This is a genomic window from Flavobacterium marginilacus (assembly GCF_026870155.1).
Lineage (GTDB): Bacteria > Bacteroidota > Bacteroidia > Flavobacteriales > Flavobacteriaceae > Flavobacterium > Flavobacterium marginilacus.
Window position 1 is genome coordinate 714,226 of the sequence record NZ_CP113975.1, and the last position, 19,970, is coordinate 734,195.

The window sequence follows — 19,970 nt, forward strand, 5'->3', positions numbered from 1 at the left end:
TAGCTATTAAGCCAACATAGTTACTGGATTTTCGATGTACTGTTTTAATGTTTGTAAAAACTGTGCTCCAGTGGCACCGTCAATTGTACGGTGATCACAAGCTAATGAAAGCATCATTGTGTTTCCAACTACTATTTGTCCGTTTTTAACAACTGGTTTTTCAACAATAGCTCCAACAGATAAAATTGCAGAGTTTGGCTGGTTGATGATTGAATTAAATTCAGTTATACCAAACATTCCAAGGTTAGAAACTGTAAATGTGCTTCCTTCCATTTCTGCAGGTCCAAGTTTTTTGTTTTTAGCTCTGCCTGCAAGATCTCTAACGCTAGCGCCAATTTGAGAAAGGCTCATTGTATCAGTAAATCTTAAAACAGGAACTACTAATCCATCTTCAACAGCTACAGCTACACCAATATTAACGTGGTGATTGATGATGATAGCATCTTCTTTCCATTGAGAATTGATTTTTGGATGTTTTTTCAATGCTAATGCGCAAGCTTTGATTACCATATCATTGAAAGATACTTTGGTGTCTGGAACGGTATTGATAACTGCTCTTGACTGCATTGCATCATCCATTGCAACTTCAATTACAAGGTTGTAATGAGGAGCAGTGAATAATGATTCAGCTAAACGTTTCGCAATGATTTTACGCATTTGCGAATTTTTGATTTCTTCTGTAAAAACTTCGCCAGCAGGTACAAATACTTTTGGAGCTTCAGTTTTTACAGCTTCTGGAGTTTTTGATGCAACAGCTGCAGGAACAGCTGCAGATGGAGTAAAGTTTTCAATGTCGCTTTTTACGATACGTCCATTTTCGCCAGATCCTTTAACTTGGTTTAATTGAATTCCTTTGTCAGAAGCTATTTTCTTAGCTAATGGTGAAGCTAAAATTCTTTTTCCGTCAACAACAGTTTCAATTGGTTGAGCAGTTTCTGCTGATGCAGTTTTAACTTCTTCTTTTGCAGCAGCAGCTGATGGAGCAGCTCCGCCTGCTTTATAGTTTTCAGCGATTCCGCTAATATCAGTTCCTTCTGGTCCTATAATTGCTAAAAGGCTGTCAACAGGAGCTGTGTTTCCTTCTTGAATTCCAACAAACAATAATGTTCCTTCGTTGAAAGATTCGAATTCCATTGTAGCTTTATCAGTTTCGATTTCGGCTAAAATATCTCCTTCAGCAACTTTATCTCCTACTTTTTTCAACCAAGAAGCAACTGTTCCTTCAGTCATAGTATCGCTCAAACGTGGCATTGTTACTACGATTACTCCTTTTGGTAAAGCTGCTGCTGGAGCAGATGTAGGTGCTTCGGGTGCTTTTGCTTCAGCTGCTGCTGGAGCAGATTCTGCCGGTGCAGGAGCTGTGCCTCCAGCGATTAAAGCAGATACGTCTTCTCCTTCTTTTCCAATAATTGCTAATAAAGAGTCTACTGGTGCAGTTTCTCCTTCTGGTATTCCAATATATAAAAGGGTTCCTTCATTGAAGGATTCAAATTCCATTGTTGCTTTGTCGGTTTCAATTTCTGCAAGGATGTCTCCTTCGCTGATTTTGTCTCCTACTTTTTTAAGCCAAGCTGCTACCGTTCCTTCAGTCATAGTATCGCTCAAGCGGGGCATTGTTACAATTGTTGCCATAATTGATTTATAATTTATGAGGTGTGAATGGATAGTTTTCTTGTTCGTACACTACGTCGTATAGTTGCTGGATTTCTGGATAAGGAGATTCTTCAGCAAACTGAGCGCATTCTTCAACCAAATCTTTAACTCTTTTATCGATTACTTCGATTTCTTCTTGAGTAGCGTATTTTAAATCTAAGATTACATCCAAAACTTGTGTGATTGGATCAATTTTTTTGTATTCTTCAACCTCGTCTTTAGAGCGGTATAATTGTGCATCAGACATAGAGTGGCCTCTGTATCGGTATGTTTTCATTTCAAGGAAAGTAGGTCCGTCACCGCGTCTTGCTCTGTCTATTGCTTCAGTCATTGCTTCAGCAACTTTTACAGGATTCATTCCATCAACTGGACCGCATGGCATTTCGTACCCTAAACCTAGTTTCCAGATATCAGTATGGTTTGCTGTTCTTTCTACAGAAGTTCCCATTGCGTATCCATTATTTTCTACGATGAAAACTACTGGAAGTTTCCATAACATCGCCATATTGAATGCTTCGTGTAAAGAGCCCTGACGAGCTGCTCCATCACCAAAATAAGTCATAGTAACTCCGCCAGTTCCATTGTATTTATCTCCAAATGCTAGTCCAGCTCCCAATGGAATCTGACCTCCAACAATTCCATGTCCGCCATAAAAACGGTGCTCTTTAGAAAAGATATGCATTGAACCACCCATTCCTTTGGATGTTCCAGTTGCTTTTCCTAAAAGTTCGGCCATTACACGTCTTGGGTCAACCCCCATGCCAATTGGCTGAACGTGATTTCTGTATGCAGTAATCATTTTGTCTTTTGTCAAGTCCATTGCATGTAAAGCTCCTGCTAAAACTGCCTCTTGACCATTATATAAGTGTAGAAAACCTCTAACTTTTTGCTGAATGTATAATGCTGCAAGTTTGTCTTCAAACTTTCTCCAAAGGAGCATGTCTTCATACCACTTTAAATAAACTTCTTTTGTAACTTCTTTCATCTGAAATAATTCTTTTGCTTAAGTGTTATTGTTTTATCAATCATGACCTAGTAACGCAAAATAGTTTCCTCACCACAAATTTGCGCCCCAGAGGGGTCGGGATGCAAAAATAAGACATTCCTGCTAAGAACTAAAATTTAAAAGCTAATTTTTAGTTTCTTTTTTAAAGTAATTTGTTATCAAACATAAAAGGGAGTAAATTTTTTAGGGATTCAGATTGATGAATTTCTCCTGTCTCGCCAGTATAGTAAATTTTTATAGGGCTGTTCTGACGTACTTCATATTCGGATATTGATTGCCTGCAGGCTCCGCATGGAGGAACAGGAATCACCGTAGGATTATTGTCTGAAGCGGCAGAAATTGCTATTTTTAGTATAGTGGCTTCAGGGTAAAGTGCTCCAGCATGAAATACAGCAACTCTTTCTGCGCAGAGTCCAGAGGGATAAGCTGCGTTTTCTTGATTAGAACCAACAATTATTTCTCCATTGTCTAACAGAATAGCAGCTCCAACTCTGAATTTAGAATAGGGAGCATAGGCATTTTGTCTAATTTCAATTGCTTTTTTTATTAAATTTTGCTCTGCTTCAGGTAATTCTTGAATGGATCCAAAAACATTAATTTTTGAAGTAATTGTTATTTCTTTCATTCGAATATTATTTTAAACGATTTCTATATAATTTAGAATTACGATTTGTGATTATTGCAGTGACAAATGAACAATATAAAACTAAAAAAATCCAATTTCAAAATAATGAAGTTTGGATTTTTTTTAGTTTTTAAATATTAAAATTCAAACTACTAATAGTTTTCATATTTTTCTCCAAAATTGAATGATAATGAGAAACGCAGAGTATTTTCTAAAGGATTTTGAATTTTGGAAGTAGAGAATAAATAAGAGACATCTATTTTGACAGTACTGTATTTAAATCCAGCCCCAAGCGAGAAAAACTCTCGAGATCCTTTGTCTGGGCTTTCATGAAAATATCCAGCGCGAAATGCAAAGGCATCCTGATAAACATATTCTGTTCCAAAAGAATAGGTGATTTCTTTTAATTCCTCACTAAATCCGCCAGGTGCATCCGTAAATGACTTAAACATTCCTGAGAACCAGCCTGTAGAGTTGTATTCAGTTTTAGCAAGATCACTGTCAGTTTTGTTAATTATTCCGTCTCCATTAATGTCAACTCCTTGATAACTGTCGCCATCGTATGAAACTTGAGGAGTAGGAACCATTAATTTGCTAAATTCCAGATTAACGCCGATGGTGCTGTATTCGTCCAAAATAAAATCAAAACCTCCTCCAAGTCTCATGTTTGCAGGCAGAAAATTGGCATTTATGTCGTCGTTGTCGTAACTCATTTTAGGTCCCATATTCTGAAAATTAAATCCTGCTCTCCATCTTCCATTAAAATCATTATATGCAATTTCTTCAGATTGATAAAACCCTGCAACATCTACAGCAAAACTGCTTGAAGAAGAAGCATCATTATTATCGGTTGCTACTTTAAGGTTAGAATTGATGAAACGCCCGCCGACTGCCATTGAGAATTTTTCGCTTAGTTTCATCGAATAAGATAAGTCAAGCGCAAATTCATTTGGGGATACTCTTTGCACTGGACTGTCAAAATCTTGTCTTAGATCAATATCTCCTAAACCAAAATAACGGAAACTGGCAGCGAATGCACTTTTTTCACTGTATTTATTGTAATATGTTAACTGCGCTAATGAAATGTCATTTACCAAGGCTGTTAAATAGGGAGTGTAGCTTACTGAAAACCCATGCTGATCCGTAGCAAAGGCATATTTGGATGGATTCCATTGTTGCGAAAAGGCATCTGGAGAGGAGGCTACTCCGTTATCGGCCATACCTGCGGCCCTAGCGTCTGCGGCAACTAAAAGAAAAGGAACAGCTACTGTTATAGGTCTTTCTTGGGCATACGTAAAATTAAAGATATAAAAGAATACGATTAATAAGGACGTTTTTTTCATCACTTTTAAAAAAAATTAATTGGTATAAATATACTATATTATTAAAGAATCACAAGTTTTTCAATCTTTTCAGCTTTCTTGTTTGACAAGACTGCTTTTACTGTGAGCCTGTACACATAAACTCCTTTTCCAATTTTATTTCCAAAATCATCTCGAGCATTCCATGTTATATCTCGCGATAGAAAGCCTGGAGTAGTAATAGTTTGGTTTTTTGTCCAGACTATTTTTCCAGTAATTGTCAATATTTGAATTTGGACTTCTAATGGTTCATTAGGTTTATTATGGGTAAACCAAAACTCAGTATAATTGACACATGGATTAGGGTAATTTAATACATTTGTCAATGTTACTGTTTCGTTGCCAACTACTAAAAATTGTATTTCAGAAGTTGCTGCGTTATTATAAACATCCCAAACAGTAAATGTAATTGTATGAAGACCAGCTTTTAAATTTCTTAAAGGAAAATGTAAATTCCCAGTCATATAACTGTCTAATTCTGTTTGGTAATAATCATTTAATATAATAGGATTGCTTACATCACCGTCTAATACAGCTACTATATCATGGCCAATTCCCCCTGCGGTGTTTATCCCGCTTTCATCCTCCATATTCGCAATAAAAACGGGAGATTCATTGGTTATTCCTCCTGAGACAAAAGTTTCATCATTCATATATAACTTCACTTTTGGGCTATTATTGTCTGTGGCAGCATTTTCATTTATTCCGCCTACTTTTATTGTTGTGTCATAACCTGTGACGTCTTCTGATAATTGATTTTTTTGGGAATAAAAACTTATTTTTCCGCTGCCTAATGGAATACGGATATCTTTAGGGACAATAAAATTACATTCAAACTGTCCATTAATTACAGATGCATTTCCTCTGAAAATTGCTTCGCCTAATGTTGTAAAGTTTATCGACGGGCTGTATCCGTCATTGTTTAAAGTTTTTTTTGTTATTTTCTTATCAAACAGGACTGCAGACAAAGAACCATTGTAATTTGGCATCGGAATATTATTTTCGTCCGTTATTTGTCCTGATATTTTCATTTTAGCTAATGATTTAAAATCAGGAATTGTTTGATTGATTGGGATATCGTTTACTTTTGTAAGTATTACTTTTGGTTTGGGGATAGCAAGGAACAATGCAGGATCTCCTATATATAATACAACATTCGTTGCTGCATTTGGATTTTCATTTTTAGAAACTCTTAAAGCTTCAGCAATAGAAACATATTGATTTGTACCATAAGCGAAAAGATTTTTTGCAAAAACATCATTAAAGTTTTCAGCACTAAATTGCCCAATTTCCCGAATAGTTGAAATTAGAGAAATCGCCCCCCCTTTTGAATTCCAATAAATATACTCTCCAGCGGTAGGTCTTTTTGGGTTATCAAAACGAGAAAACTCGCATGTTATAGTAATAAATAAAGGATATTTGTATTGATTACTTAAGCTTTGACTGTTAGTTTTGTCCCAAATTCGTTCACTTGCCAGTCCGTCTTCTCCTCCATGTCCTAAATAATTAAAGACTAATGCTCCTTTTTCAAATTCGTTGTAAAATTCAGATTTTGCAGCTGGATATCTTTCACCGCCCGCAGCGGCTTCTTGTGTGTAGGAATCGAGGAATATTTTGGACACATTTAAAAAAGGTTTTTGAACTTCAATTTCATCAGCCAGAGTATTTTGTCTTGACTGCAAAGTGGCATCTGTAGATTTGTCGGAATCATCCGCAAGAGTTACATAATTATTTCTCCAAGAGCCATAAGCTTTTTTGTTATAATATTCGAAAATCTTATTTATCATTTCATCAGCTTGGGCTGTAGTGCTTACTAACATTCGGCCAACGGCTATGTCAATACCTCCATAATCATTAGTAATATTACCTTCAGAATCGTCCATCAATCCAAAAAAATCATCCGATGCAAAAGAATCTTCACCAATGGTGTTGCTAATTAGGGCTTCATAAATTGGGACAATGTTATTATTGTTAGATATTCTGTTTTTGTAATCGAATGAGGCATCTCCAAAGAGATTTATATATCGTACTTTTTTATCGCTGGAAGATGCATTATTGTAAATGTATTTAATACAGTTTCTGATTGCGGCTATATCTTGTTTACCAGAAGAGAATTCTTGGTAAATAGATTCCAGAGTAAGAACTTTTGTGTTCAAATTTGAATTTTCCCGATGAAAAACGGCTAGTTTTTCTGCTTGAATTTTTAAGAATTCAGGTGTAATAATTATGTAATCAATATCTTGAAATTGTCCTTGGGCGTTTTTAAATACGGTGCCTTTTATATTGGTGTTGGCTATTTTAGATTTGTTTTCTTTTAGAGGAATATAGTAATCGTTTTGATCAACGGCGATGTATTTTTGCGAATCTCCAAGATTTGCCTTGAATGAAAATGCATTTGCATTCTTGTTTTCTGCTTTTGTTACATTATAAATATCAGTTATATTCCAAATTTGAGATATAGAAGATGCATTTGTGAAATTATATGAAACAACACCAAGACTTGAATTTGCTAAATCGTATTGAAAGTGAAATTGTTTTCCATATCCCTGCAGTTTGCTTTTTGCTTTTAATTGTATAAAATCCAAAAAGCCTTTAGAGCCAGGAACACCATTATTATTATAGGTTAATTTGATTTTTATAGTTGAAGAACCTGTAAATGCAGCGTTAGTCAGTTTATTGCTGGAATATTGTATCTCAGAACCTGTATTCAATGAAGCAAATGATACTGTGCCAATATCTGCTCCATTAGCTGCAACTTTAAAAGAAGTAGGGGTGTAAGCTGCAGAAGCTAAAACAACATTTGAAGTTACAGGGACAGAAGAGTCAATATTTGGAAAGTCAAATATGAATTCCTGAGTATCATTAATTTCGAATGATTCTCCAACCCATTGGCGTCCAAGCTGGGCTATATTTGTTAAATCAACTTCATGAAATTGCTGGTCATCATATGATGTTAGTGATATAGTGCTTGGTGCTGCTGGTTGTGATACATCCAAAATTCTTTTACCGTCATCTCCCTGTATAGTTACGTAATAGTAGGATTTTGTATCATATAAATTAAGGTTAGTCTGGCTTTCTTCATTCCAATCTGATATTCCTTGGCCATAGAATAAAATGTAATCTTCAGAATTGAAAACACCATCGCTTTCTCCTTGAATTTGAATAGCATTTTCAGTTAAATCGGCTGGGTAGTAACTGCTGTTTGCAAGCGGAAGCATTTTGCCTCCGTTACCGTAAATCTTTATTCTTTTGGGATTAACTCCGTTTAGATTGAGTCCGAGCTGCTGCAGGAAATCTTTAGAAATTTTATAAACTCCAGATTTTTCGATATAAAAGCGATACCACTCTCCGGAACTCAGAACTGAATTGGTAATGCTGGTGCTGTTTTTAATTGATGAATTTTTCTTTGCAGAGCCGCTATTAAGAGTGTATGAAAAGGATTTTATTCTTTTGTACCCTGAATTTTCTCTGATTATTGGAGAAATCTTTAGGAAATTTTGAATACTGTTTCTGGATTTTGTGCTGTAAAGTTTAGTTTTTATTGTAAGAGGAATGCCTGCTGGATTTAAATTTCCAATAAAAGATGGTGATGCAGATTCGTATATTATGTTAGTAATTTGGATACTATTCGGGTCTAAATCTGAGCTGTTATTTAGATTTAAATTATAATAAACTGCTTGGTTAAAATGATCATAAAAGTAGCTATTCCCTTTAAAAACTGGGGCTTGAGGTTTGTTGCCGACAGATGACGCAGTATTGTTTTCAATCCAGTCTATAACAACATCTCCATTAGTCTGAGAAAACGTTATTAGGGGGAAAAGTATGATAAAGCAAAAGACTAGATTTCTCATGAAAATGGATAACGATTTGGAGTGTAAATAATTGCTAAAAGTAAATAAAAAATTTTAAAAGTCTTTTTCCTTGTTTTGTGTAATAAAAAATATATTTTTGCGTTTTAATTACATCTAAAAAAACGTTAAAAATTATATTAAAAAGGGTTTTGCAGTTTAATTTTAATTATTACATTGCACTACCTAAATTTTAATAATTACCTACCAGAAACTATGAGAGTAAATAAGACTATTCCGCTAAAAGTAATGCTATCCCTTGCATTAATATTAGGATTAGCTAGTTGTAGCAAAAAATCTAAATCCGATAGCGCATCAAGAGGCACAGGTTGGAATGTTAGCAGTTCCAAAGGCGGTTTTGCTAAAGGAACAGCTGGTAAACCACAAGAAACAGGTCCAGGATTGGTATTTGTAGAAGGCGGAACTTTTACAAAAGGACTAGTTCAAGACGATGTGATGCACGATTGGAACAATGTACCAAGCCAACAGCACGTAATGTCTTTTTATATGGACGAGACTGAGGTGACAAACTTAATGTATCTTGAATATCTTGAGTGGCTTAAAAAAGTATACCCTCCAACAGAAGAGAATTATAAAAACATTTACGAAGGAGCTTCGCCTGATACACTTGTATGGAGAAATAGATTGGGATATAATGAAACTATGACCAATAACTATTTAAGACATCCTGCTTATGCTAATTATCCTGTTGTTGGGGTAAATTGGGTGCAAGCTGTTGAATTCAGTAAATGGAGAACAGACCGTGTAAATGAAGCGGTACTTGAAAAAAATGGATATTTAAAGAAAAATGCTAAAACATTAGAAGTATCTGCTGAAAGCAATTTCAATACTGAAACTTATTTGGCTTCTCCAACATCAACATATGGAGGAAACGAAGAAATACTTTTGAAAGGCAGAGGAGCCCGTAAAAAAGCGCCAAAACCAGACAAAGACGGAAATGTAGCTGAAGAGAAAAATGTATATGCACAAAGATCTTCAGGGATTTTATTGCCAGAATACAGACTGCCAACTGAGTCTGAGTGGGAATATGCAGCGGCTGCTGATGTAGGACAAAGAGAGTATAATATCTATAAAGGTCAAAAGAAATATCCTTGGTCTGGAAGCTACACTCGTTCAGGAAAAAGATCTAATAAAGGTTTCCAATTGGCTAACTTTAAACAAGGTAATGGTGATTACGGCGGAATCGCAGGCTGGTCAGATGACGGAGCTGATATTACAAATGAGGTTAAACAATATCCAGCAAATGATTTTGGATTGTATGATATGGCTGGTAACGTTGCAGAATGGGTTGCTGATGTTTACAGACCTATAGTTGATGTAGAAACTAATGATTTCAATTATTTTAGAGGGAATGTTTATACCAAAAATAAAATTGGTAAAGACGGAAAAATTCAAATTATCACTAATCAAGATATTGTTTATGATACATTAAGCAATGGTAAATTAGTTCCAAAACATTTACCAGGCGAAATAGCACAAGTACCTGTTGATGATAATGAAACTTATTTGAGACAAAACTTCAGTACTAGTGATAATATCAATTACAGAGACGGTGACAAACAGTCTAGTAAATATTATAAGTTTACAAGTTCAGATGCTGATAATGGAAAGAAATCAGATAAAGAAATCATGTATAATTCACCTAAACAAAATGTAAAAATTGACAGTTTAGGTAATATGGAAAGAAAATACGATAAGTCTAACAAAAGAACTACTTTGATAAATGATGCTGTTCGTGTATACAAAGGAGGTTCTTGGAGAGATAGAGCTTATTGGTTAGATCCTGCACAAAGAAGATTCTTCCCACAAGATATGGCTACAGATTATATTGGATTCAGATGTGCTATGTCTAGAGTAGGTTCTAAATCAAATACCAAAAAAACACCAAGAAATTAATTTTTTTTTAGATTAATACCAATAAAAGCCCTTTCATTAGGGCTTTTATTTTTTAAACTATATTTATATATGGATATTAATTACATTCATAGTCTATTTTTGAAATGCAGTTCAGTTTCAATAGATACACGTAAAATCGGTGCTAATTCATTTTTTGCTGCGATCAAAGGAGAAAATTTTGATGCAAATACTTTTGCTAAGGAAGCTTTAGATAAAGGAGCTTCATATGTATTGATTGATAATAAAGACTATTTTATTGACGAAAGAACTATTTTGGTTGATAATTCTCTGGCTGCACTGCAGGAATTAGCTAAGTTTCACAGGAATTATTTGAAACTGCCAATAATTGCTCTTACCGGAAGCAATGGTAAAACAACGACCAAAGAATTGATAAATGTTGTTCTTTCCAAGAAATTTAAAACCAAAGCAACCATTGGAAATTTAAATAATCATATTGGGGTGCCATTAACATTGTTGTCTTTTAATGAACAGACAGAGATTGGAATTGTAGAAATGGGGGCCAATCATAAAAAAGAAATTGAGTTTCTTTGTGAAATTGCACAGCCGGATTATGGGTATATTACTAATTTTGGTAAAGCACATCTTGAAGGTTTTGGAGGTGTTGAAGGTGTTATTCAGGGGAAAAGTGAGATGTATCAATATCTTTCAAATAATGAAAAATTAGCTTTTGTAAATTTAGAAGACCCTATCCAGGTTGAAAAGACAAAAGATTTAAAGTCGTATTCTTTTGGAGTAAATAAAAATGATGCAGATATAAATATTGATCATATTGAAGCTAATCCTTTTGTAACTGTATCGTATTCACTAAATCAGATTTCATCACATTTAATTGGCTTGTATAACGCTAATAATATAAATGCAGCAATTGCAATAGGGAATTATTTTGGTGTTGAAGGAGGTTCTATTAAAGAGGCTCTCGAAAGTTATATTCCTGAAAACAACAGATCGCAGCTAATAACTAAAGGGACAAATGAAATTATTTTAGACGCATATAATGCAAATCCCAGCAGTATGAAAGTGGCGATTGAAAATTTCGTGCTTTTAGATAAAAAGAATAAAACACTTTTTCTTGGCGATATGTTTGAATTGGGAGATGAAAGTCTGGCAGAACATAAAGGAGTCTTAGAGCTGCTTGTGAATCAAGATCAGATTGATTGTTATTTTATCGGAAAGGATTTTTATCAAAATAAAATAGCAAAATCAAATTTTTTCTTCTTCGAAAATTTTGAAAATTTTTCTGAAGCCATTAAAGTAAAAAAAATTGATAATAACATGATTCTCATTAAAGGATCCAGAGGAATGGCTTTGGAACGTACTCTAGAATTCATTTAAAAAGAAAACCAGCATTCAAACGCTGGTTTTCTTTTTTTAAATACTCATTAAAAAGCCTATTAGATTTTCTTTTTTATTCAATCCTAGTTTTTTCCTAAGTCTGTATCTGGCTAACTCAACCCCTCCAATAGAAATGTTCATAATTTCTGCAATTTCTTTTGTAGACATATTCATCAGTAAATAAGTAGATAGGTCTAGTTCTCTTGGTGATATTGTAGGGTATTTCTCTTTAAGTCTTTTTAAAAAATCGAAATGGACATTTTTGATGTGTTTTTCTAAGTCTTTCCAGCTTTTGTCGTTATTAACTTCTTTTACGATGCTTTTGTTTAATTTATTAACTTGAAATTTCATAGGTTCATCTAAATTCTTAGTGTCAATTTCTTTTACTTTTTGTAAAATTCCATTTAGAACCTTATTTTTTTTCACAACCTGCAATGAGTTTGTAACGAGTTCTTTGTCTTTCGCAAGAATTTGAATCTGCAGTTTGTCATTTTTTAACTTCTCAATTTCTTTTTCTAATTCAAATTGTCCTTGGCGTATTTTGGATTCTTTTTCCAGATACAGCCTTCGCTGTTCGATGGTTTCGTAGTATTTGTTTTTTCTTATTTTTAGCTTTATTCTGTTGTATCCAATATAAACAGCTAATATGATAAGTATGAGATAAGTCAAGTATGCTAAAGGGTGCCTGTACCATGGCGGGGAAATTGTAAAGTATAATTTTGCTGGTTCAGATTCCACACCGTAGCTGTTTTTAACCTTAACTTTCATGACATAGTCGCCTTCTCTTAAGTTGGTGTATTCTTTCATTGAACTAGAAGTCCAGTTAGTCCAATTTTCTTCAAAAGGTTCTAATTTATAGGAATAGGCCGTGTTTTGAGAATTCTCGTATATAGGTGACGAAAATGTAAACTTTACTTGATTTGCACTGTAAGCTAAATTGTAATTTTTATTACTGTTAGATAGGTTTCCGGTTATAATAGTATCTTGAAGGGTACTAAAGCTGTCTATATAAACTTTTGGTTTTGTGATAAAATTGTTCGGAATAGTAAAATCAAAATGTGCTAGACCTTCCGTAAGTCCGATGAAAACATTGTTTGGATTTACTGTGTTAATGGATATGTAATCGGTAACTAAATTAGCTGATAAATTAGTGAAAGGAGCTTCTCTTTTGATATAATTGCCATTCTTGTCTTTTTCAAGCACGCCTAATAATGTATTATGACGATACCATATGTTTCCAATTTTATCTTCTATTATTCTATTTAATTGGTGTGTATTCTTGAATAATGATGATATTTTTTTGTCCTCAAAAAAGATTTCCTGTTCTTTGGAATATCTAAAAAAATGATTTTTTGTCTGAAAATATATTTTACCGTTTAGTTTTTGGATGCTTTCAATACCGTTGTATTTTTCACTAATTTTTTGGTGAATTGTAATTTTTTTAAATTTTTTCAAATCGTCTGATAATTCCATTTGATATAAAACGGAATTTTTTTTAACCCAAAGGAAATCTACATCTAAATATGTTTCCAGCATGTTAGCTGCTTCATCAAAACCTGCTACAGAATTTTCAAATTCGAATTTATTATTCTTTTTTTTGAATATTGAAAAGCCGTTATAGTTTTCTCCAAGAATACAGCCTGGATGATTTGGAATGCTCAAGAAGCCAAAATACCCCTGATGATTAAGTACCTTCGCAATTCTATTGTTTTCTATTAATAATGCTCCATTATTGCTGGCGCAAAGTAATTGCCCGTCAATAAGCTGAATATTCCATGCCTGTGAGATTGTGCCTTCTACTCTGTTAAATGGTTTGTCAAAACGCATTTCATCATATTTTTGATAAAAAAGACCTTGGTTTGTTGCAACGTATAATGTGTTTTTGTGAACCAAAGAAGCATAAACCGTTCCCATGTTATAGCTATAATCGAAATAAGTAAACGGAGAATTTTCGGTTATAAATGTAATCCCATTATCAAGTCCCAGCCATAGATTGTTGTTTTTGTCGACAAATGATTTTAGGACAGTATTGTTTTGGATGCCTTTTTGTCTGTTTAAATGCTGAATTATTTTCCCGTTTAAGTCAGAAATTATAACTCCATTTAGAACGGTATTAAATACAATGAATTTGTTTTTAATCATGCATCCGCCTAAGGAAGAGTTTTTTTGAAGATAATCATTAGCCTCAGTACGCCACGGCTGTATTGAATTGTTGTCATATATAAATAATCCGTTTTCTAAAGTGGCTATTATTAGTTTGTCGTTTGGAAGAGGAAATATAGCCCATATTTCAGAATTGTTTAATGCGGCAGTGCCTTTTAACGGGGTGAATTTCTCTTTTGAGTAGGATAATAATCCTAATTTTTTGTCTTGAAAATAAAGTTTATTGTTTACTAAAAATGAAAACTGGAAATTGTTTTTACATTCATAGTAACGTAATTTGTTTTTTTTTAGAAAAAACACTTTTGTAAAAGATTGAAAAATCACCTCATCTTGGTAACAGTGAATTTTCCAAATTAGATTTATTTTTTTTGAAATGTTTTTGTTTTTTATAAAACCTTGTGATAATGAGTGATAAGTAAGATTTCCTTTCTCATTGTTTAAAAAATATCCAAACTCATTATTTCCTCCCACATAGATTCTGCCTGAATCATCGGTTTTTAAACTTTGCAAAACGGAGGCGTTAGGGAGCAAAAATTTATGCCAGTTTGTTCCGTCAAATTTTAACAGACCGCTGCCATTGGCAAAGTAAAGATTTCCTTTTTTATCTTGATCGATATCCCAATTTTGAGGTCCTCCTTTATATTCATTTCTTTTATAATTTCTAATGTCTGGTATTCCTAACTCTTTAACTTGTGAATAAGCCCTTCTGGCAGGCAGAATGGTTAATAATAGAGATATTGTGAGTATTGCTGATTTCGTAAATTTCATCTAATTTTTTAATTATTCTGTAATATGTCTTGATTTTTAGGCATCATTGGCAATGCGTATATGTTATTATTTTATTAGTGAATATTTAATGTTTATTATTTATGTAAATGTAGGGTATTTTTTTTAATTAACATATTAATAACTATTGAAATTTAATTTTAAAATATTGATTTATAGTTGTTTGGAAAAATTATGATGTGTTTTTGTAATATATCAATTTGCTATTTGATGGGTTTTTGTCATGTTTTTTTTTTATTGATTTTGTTTTTTTTAACTTATTATTGCATCAAATTACTAATTAATTAACCAAAATTTTTAGAAAAATGAAATTAACAAAATTACTTATTTTTTGTGTTTCGTCTTTACTCTTTACGGTAGTCATGCAGGCGCAGGACATTACTATTAATGGAAAAGTAAATGATGAAAAAGGGATGCCTGTCCCAGGAGCAACTATTTTAATTAAGGGGACTCCAACAGCTGTTTCCTCGGATTTTGATGGAAAATTTGAAATTAAGGCTCCTTCTAATGGCGTCTTGGTAATCAGTTTTGTAGGCTATACAACATTGAATTTACAAATTAGCGGCAGGACACAAATAACGGCGCAATTGAATCCAGAATCGCAAAACCTGAATGAAGTTGTAGTAGTAGGATACGGAACCCAAAAGAAGATGCTAACAACAGGTGCAAGTCTTAGCTTAAAAGGAAAAGATATTGCGGCATTGAAAACAGGCTCAGCTATGGAAGCATTACAAGGAATTGCACCAGGAGTTAGTGTTACTAGAAATAGCGGTGCTCCTGGCGCAGGAACAAGAGTTACTATTCGTGGATTAGGCACTGTTGGAAATTCCAATCCATTGTATATTGTAGATGGGATAGCTGTTGGTGATATCGATTATTTGAGTCCCTCTGATATTGGGTCTATAACGGTATTAAAAGATGCCGCATCTGCCGCAATTTACGGATCTAGAGCTGCTAATGGAGTAGTTTTAGTGACTACAGTGAAGGGTGCGAAAGATCGTCCAGCTAAAATCAGCTATGATTATTTCTTTGGAGTTCAAAATATATATAAAAACTTAGATCCTTTAAACGCTCAGGAATATATGTATATTTTGGATGAGGGAATGGTAAATGATGGTTTGGCTCCAAAAGACTGGCATAGTATTGTTACTAATAATTCTTGGCTGAATACTAATTATCCAGGAACAGGTACTGAGTACGGAGAAGAAATTTGGAATAAACTTCAAAATGGATGGGAAGGTACCAATTGGATTAATGAAATGACAAAGAAAGATGCACCGGTTGTGAGTCATGCATTCAATATTACTGGAGGGAGTCAGGATATAACTTATTCTATGGGTCTTTCGTATTATGATCAAGATGGTATTCTTGGTGGAAACATTATAGATGCGGGGTATAAAAGACTTACTGCGAGAATGAATACAGATATTGTTCTAAAAAAGAATAGTAATCATGCTATACTTACTGTTGGTGAAAATTTTACTTATACAAATACTCAAAATAGAAGTGTAGCTGCAGGAAATATTTATTGGAACGATTTGCATAACGGTTTAGTGCAAAATCCTTTGCAGCCAGCCTATTGGCAAACTTCTATTGACAAAAACATCAGTGAGTTTGGTTATTCTCCAACGTTAGATGGATTATCAACAACTCAAACCAACCCTTTAGCAGTTATGTATTATCGTAATAATTATAATTATGGTAAGGGGAACAATATTAATGCAAATGTATATGCTGAAGTCGTTCCCGTTAAAGATTTAAAATTTAAGTCAGTTTATGGACTTACATCTTGGTTTGGACATGGCAGATCAATGAATCCAACCTATCATTTAGGTGTTTTATATAATGATACTACTGATGGTGCTTCCCAAAGTCAATATATGGGATCAACTACAACATGGACTAATACACTTTCTTATGATAAAAGACTTGGTGATCATAATTTTACCGCTTTAATTGGAACTGAATTAATTCGAAATATTTTAAATAATGAAGTTGGAGGTTCAAGAAATGGCTTGTTATTTCCTGGAGATCCAAAATATGCTTACCTAAATAATACTAAAGCCGCGGCAACAGTAGGTGACATAAGTAATTATGGTGCTGACTGGGCCGCAGGTGGTGGAGGTGTACAATCTTTTATGGCTCGTTTGCAATACGATTATAAAGAAAAATATTTGCTTTCTGCAGTTATGCGTGCTGATGGTTCTTCTAATTTTGCTGCTGGAAATAGATGGGGGTATTTTCCTTCTGTATCTGCAGGGTGGATTTTGACTAAAGAGAATTTTATGTCCAGTACTTCTGGGTTTCTAGATTACGCAAAATTGAGAGCGAGTTGGGGGCAAAACGGAAATCAATCGATTCCTAATTTTATTTATTCTTCTCAAATTGCTTATGCATTTCCGGGCTATTTCTTCGGAGATACCAAACCAGTTTCAGGGACTACATCATATCCTCAAAAAGTAGTTAATCCTGATGTTACTTGGGAAACTTCAGAGCAATTGGATCTTGGTTTAGATGCGCAGTTTATTAATTCAAAACTTGGATTGACTTTTGATTGGTATAAAAAAACTACTAAAGATTGGTTAGTTGAAGCTCCAATTTTGGGAACTTTTGGTGCAGGTGCTCCGTTTATTAATGGAGGTGATATTGAAAATAAAGGTTTTGAACTGTCAGTAAGCTGGAATGATAAAATTGGTGATTTCAAATACGGTGTGACTGTAAGTGGAGCAAAAAATAAAAATACAGTAACTAGAATTGCTAATACAGACGGTATAATTCACGGCCCTAGTAATGTATTATCACAAGGAACTGGAGAAGTATCAAGAGTACAAGTAGGGCAGCCAATAGGTTATTTTTATGGTTTTAAAACTGCTGGAATTATTCAAAATCAAGATGAGGCAGATGCGTATGTTGGGCCTGATGGGAAACCGTATTTCGCTGATCAACGTCCAGGAGATGTTCGTTTTGTAGATTTAAATAATGATGGAAAAATTGACGAGAATGATAAAACTTATTTAGGAAATCCAAATCCTGATTTTGAATTGGGTTTACAGTTGAATTTAGAGTATAAAGGTGTGTATCTGAACACTACTTTAGCTGGAAAATTTGGTATGCAGGTAATGCAGTCTTACAGATCATTTGCTGATAGCCCTTTCCAAAATTATACTTCTGATATTTTTAATCGTTGGCATGGAGAAGGTACATCAAACACTTTGCCTAGAATAAGTTCTGTTTCTAATAGAAACACTCAAAATATTTCTGATATTTACATGCATGATGCTGATTATGTGAGGATTAACAATTTAACATTAGGGTATAACTTTAATAAGATTTTATCTAATGTTAAATTTATCTCTAATCTAAAAATGTATATGGCTGTTAATAACTTATATACATTTACTAAGTATAACGGAATGGATCCTGAAGTTCGTTTTGGACATGATGCAAGTTGGGCTTCTGGAATTGATCTTGGATTGTACCCTCAAGCAAGAACAGTTATGTTTGGTATGAGTGCTGACTTTTAATCTTAAAACTTTGAAAATGAAAAAAATAAAATATTTTATAGCTATTTCAACAATCTTTGTTGCATCTAGTTGTACAGATTACTTGGATACAGAAAATCTTTACGGTAAAAGTTTGGAGACCTATTATAAAACTCCAACTGATATTACGGAAGCAATGTCAGGAGTTTATAATGCAATTTACATTAGCGCGCCTCTAAGTGAAGAGCAAATTGCAGCTAACCTTATGGATAATATGATGTTGGGTGGCGGTGGTCCAGATGATAAAGCGGCTAAATGGGCAGATAGTTTTGAAGATCCTCAAGAAGATACGTATCGCGATATGTGGATAGAATCGTATAATGGTATCGGTAGAGCTAATGCTATTATTGAGAAAACTGCTACAGCTGATTTTTCTAAATTCTTTGTTACCAAAGAAGAAGGAGAAGCATTTAAACAAAATGCAATTGGAGAAGCAACATTTATGAGAGCCTTTTTCTATTTTAGATTGGCTAAGTTTTTTGGAGGTGTTCCTTTGATCGTTAAGGTGAGCGATTCAAAAACTGTTGGAAGATCTACTTATACAGAAGTGTATGCTCAAATTGCTACTGACTTAAAAAATGCAATTGCTATGTTACCGGCAAAACCTTTTCCAAGTATTCCAACTGCTGAGTATGGACATGCAAATAAATGGGTAGCTGAGGCTTATTTAGCACGTGTGTATTTAATGTACACAGGATATATGACTAATATTGAAAAGAAAGCTACAACTGAGTTGCCAACAGTAGGTGGAGCAAGTTTGAGCGCCGCTAATATTAAAACTTACTTGGACGATTGTATTGCTAATAGTGGATATAAATTAGCTTCGGATTTCAGAAACTTATGGCCTTATTCTTACGTAAATAAAAGTGCAGGAACGAATGTATTGCCTTGGGCAGCTACAAATAATTTAGCTTGGGTTGGGCAAGATGGTTCTGCTCCAACTTTTGGTACAGGAAATTACGAGACTATGTTTGTACAGCGATTTTCATTTGGAGATTGGGGCTGGACAAATGGTCCTAGATACACGAACAGATTAGCATTATTTAACTCAATGCGTGGTAACTCTTTAAGTCCTTTTGGAGAAGGCTGGGGAATGTGTACAGTAAATCCAAAACTATTCAATGATTGGGCTGATGCCGATCCTAGAAAATTAGGTTCTATCCTTCAAGTAGGCAAAGCTGAACAAGGTACAGCTGGATATGCAGCAGATAAAGGAGATCATGAAACAGGGTACTTTAACAAAAAATATGCTTCTCTTCAACATAATGTTCCAGGAACAACTACTGTTAAGGGAATGTTTGTTCAAATGTATGGATGGTCTAATGCCGATATGCAGTTAATGCATGCTCAGGATTTTATTTACATGCGTTTTGCCGATGTATTGTTAATGCATTCTGAAATTACAGGTACGGCTACGGGTTTAAATGCTGTAAGAGCTAGAGCAGGATTAGGTGCTGTTGGATATTCATTAGCCGCCTTAAAAGAAGAGCGTTTACATGAATTAGCTTTTGAAGGATTGCATTGGTTTGATTTAGTTCGCTGGGGCGATGTTGAAACCGCTTTTACGGGTTCTTTTCCAGTAAGAAACTCAGGAAGCACCGGAACTTACACACAAAAATATAGACCAGAAATCAAAGGATTAATGCCGATCCCAGAAACAGAGATAAGATTAGCTAATGGTGCATATACTCAGAATCCAGGGTGGTAAAATTGATA

Annotated in this window: 10 protein-coding genes; 4 read left to right on the forward strand and 6 right to left on the reverse strand. The window is 34.1% G+C overall.

Annotated features, from left to right (window positions below; genetic code table 11):
* Positions 1–6 precede the first annotated feature (6 nt).
* From OZP07_RS03080 to porU, 5 genes are all read right to left on the reverse strand, one after another.
* Positions 7–1,632 carry a dihydrolipoamide acetyltransferase family protein gene (locus OZP07_RS03080; protein WP_194639658.1) on the reverse strand — a complete coding sequence of 542 codons (1,626 nt, stop codon included), beginning with the start codon at positions 1,630–1,632 and terminating at the stop codon, positions 7–9.
* 7 nt (positions 1,633–1,639) lie between these two features.
* Positions 1,640–2,638 (reverse strand): pyruvate dehydrogenase (acetyl-transferring) E1 component subunit alpha, encoded by a 999-nt coding sequence (gene pdhA, locus OZP07_RS03085; protein WP_194639660.1) that lies wholly within the window; start codon positions 2,636–2,638, stop codon positions 1,640–1,642.
* A gap of 163 nt (positions 2,639–2,801) precedes the next feature.
* On the reverse strand, positions 2,802–3,284 hold the full coding sequence (gene cdd, locus OZP07_RS03090) for a cytidine deaminase (protein WP_194639662.1): 483 nt from the start codon (positions 3,282–3,284) through the stop codon (positions 2,802–2,804).
* A gap of 152 nt (positions 3,285–3,436) precedes the next feature.
* Positions 3,437–4,627: a type IX secretion system outer membrane channel protein PorV gene (gene porV, locus OZP07_RS03095; RefSeq protein WP_281637243.1), complete on the reverse strand. Its 1,191-nt coding sequence runs from the start codon at positions 4,625–4,627 to the stop codon at positions 3,437–3,439.
* 41 nt (positions 4,628–4,668) lie between these two features.
* Complete coding sequence (gene porU, locus OZP07_RS03100) at positions 4,669–8,496, reverse strand: type IX secretion system sortase PorU (RefSeq protein ID WP_281637244.1); 3,828 nt, start codon at positions 8,494–8,496, stop codon at positions 4,669–4,671.
* A 213-nt stretch (positions 8,497–8,709) separates the two neighbouring features.
* On the opposite strand from porU, the gene gldJ reads away from it, so the two are divergent.
* Entirely contained in the window at positions 8,710–10,410 is a 1,701-nt protein-coding gene (gldJ, locus tag OZP07_RS03105; protein WP_281637245.1) for a gliding motility lipoprotein GldJ, read from the forward strand.
* 69 nt (positions 10,411–10,479) lie between these two features.
* Positions 10,480–11,763 carry a UDP-N-acetylmuramoyl-tripeptide--D-alanyl-D-alanine ligase gene (locus OZP07_RS03110; protein ID WP_281637246.1) on the forward strand — a complete coding sequence of 428 codons (1,284 nt, stop codon included), beginning with the start codon at positions 10,480–10,482 and terminating at the stop codon, positions 11,761–11,763.
* Between the two features lie 36 nt (positions 11,764–11,799).
* Here the strand turns inward: OZP07_RS03110 and OZP07_RS03115 are convergent, their stop codons facing one another.
* On the reverse strand, positions 11,800–14,694 hold the full coding sequence (locus OZP07_RS03115) for a helix-turn-helix and ligand-binding sensor domain-containing protein (protein WP_281637247.1): 2,895 nt from the start codon (positions 14,692–14,694) through the stop codon (positions 11,800–11,802).
* A 323-nt stretch (positions 14,695–15,017) separates the two neighbouring features.
* Between OZP07_RS03115 and OZP07_RS03120 the strand changes: the two genes are divergently transcribed.
* Together OZP07_RS03120 and OZP07_RS03125 are read left to right on the forward strand one after the other, a co-directional pair.
* On the forward strand, positions 15,018–18,236 hold the full coding sequence (locus tag OZP07_RS03120) for a SusC/RagA family TonB-linked outer membrane protein (RefSeq protein WP_281637248.1): 3,219 nt from the start codon (positions 15,018–15,020) through the stop codon (positions 18,234–18,236).
* A 16-nt stretch (positions 18,237–18,252) separates the two neighbouring features.
* Positions 18,253–19,962: a RagB/SusD family nutrient uptake outer membrane protein gene (locus OZP07_RS03125; RefSeq protein WP_281637249.1), complete on the forward strand. Its 1,710-nt coding sequence runs from the start codon at positions 18,253–18,255 to the stop codon at positions 19,960–19,962.
* Positions 19,963–19,970 lie beyond the last annotated feature (8 nt).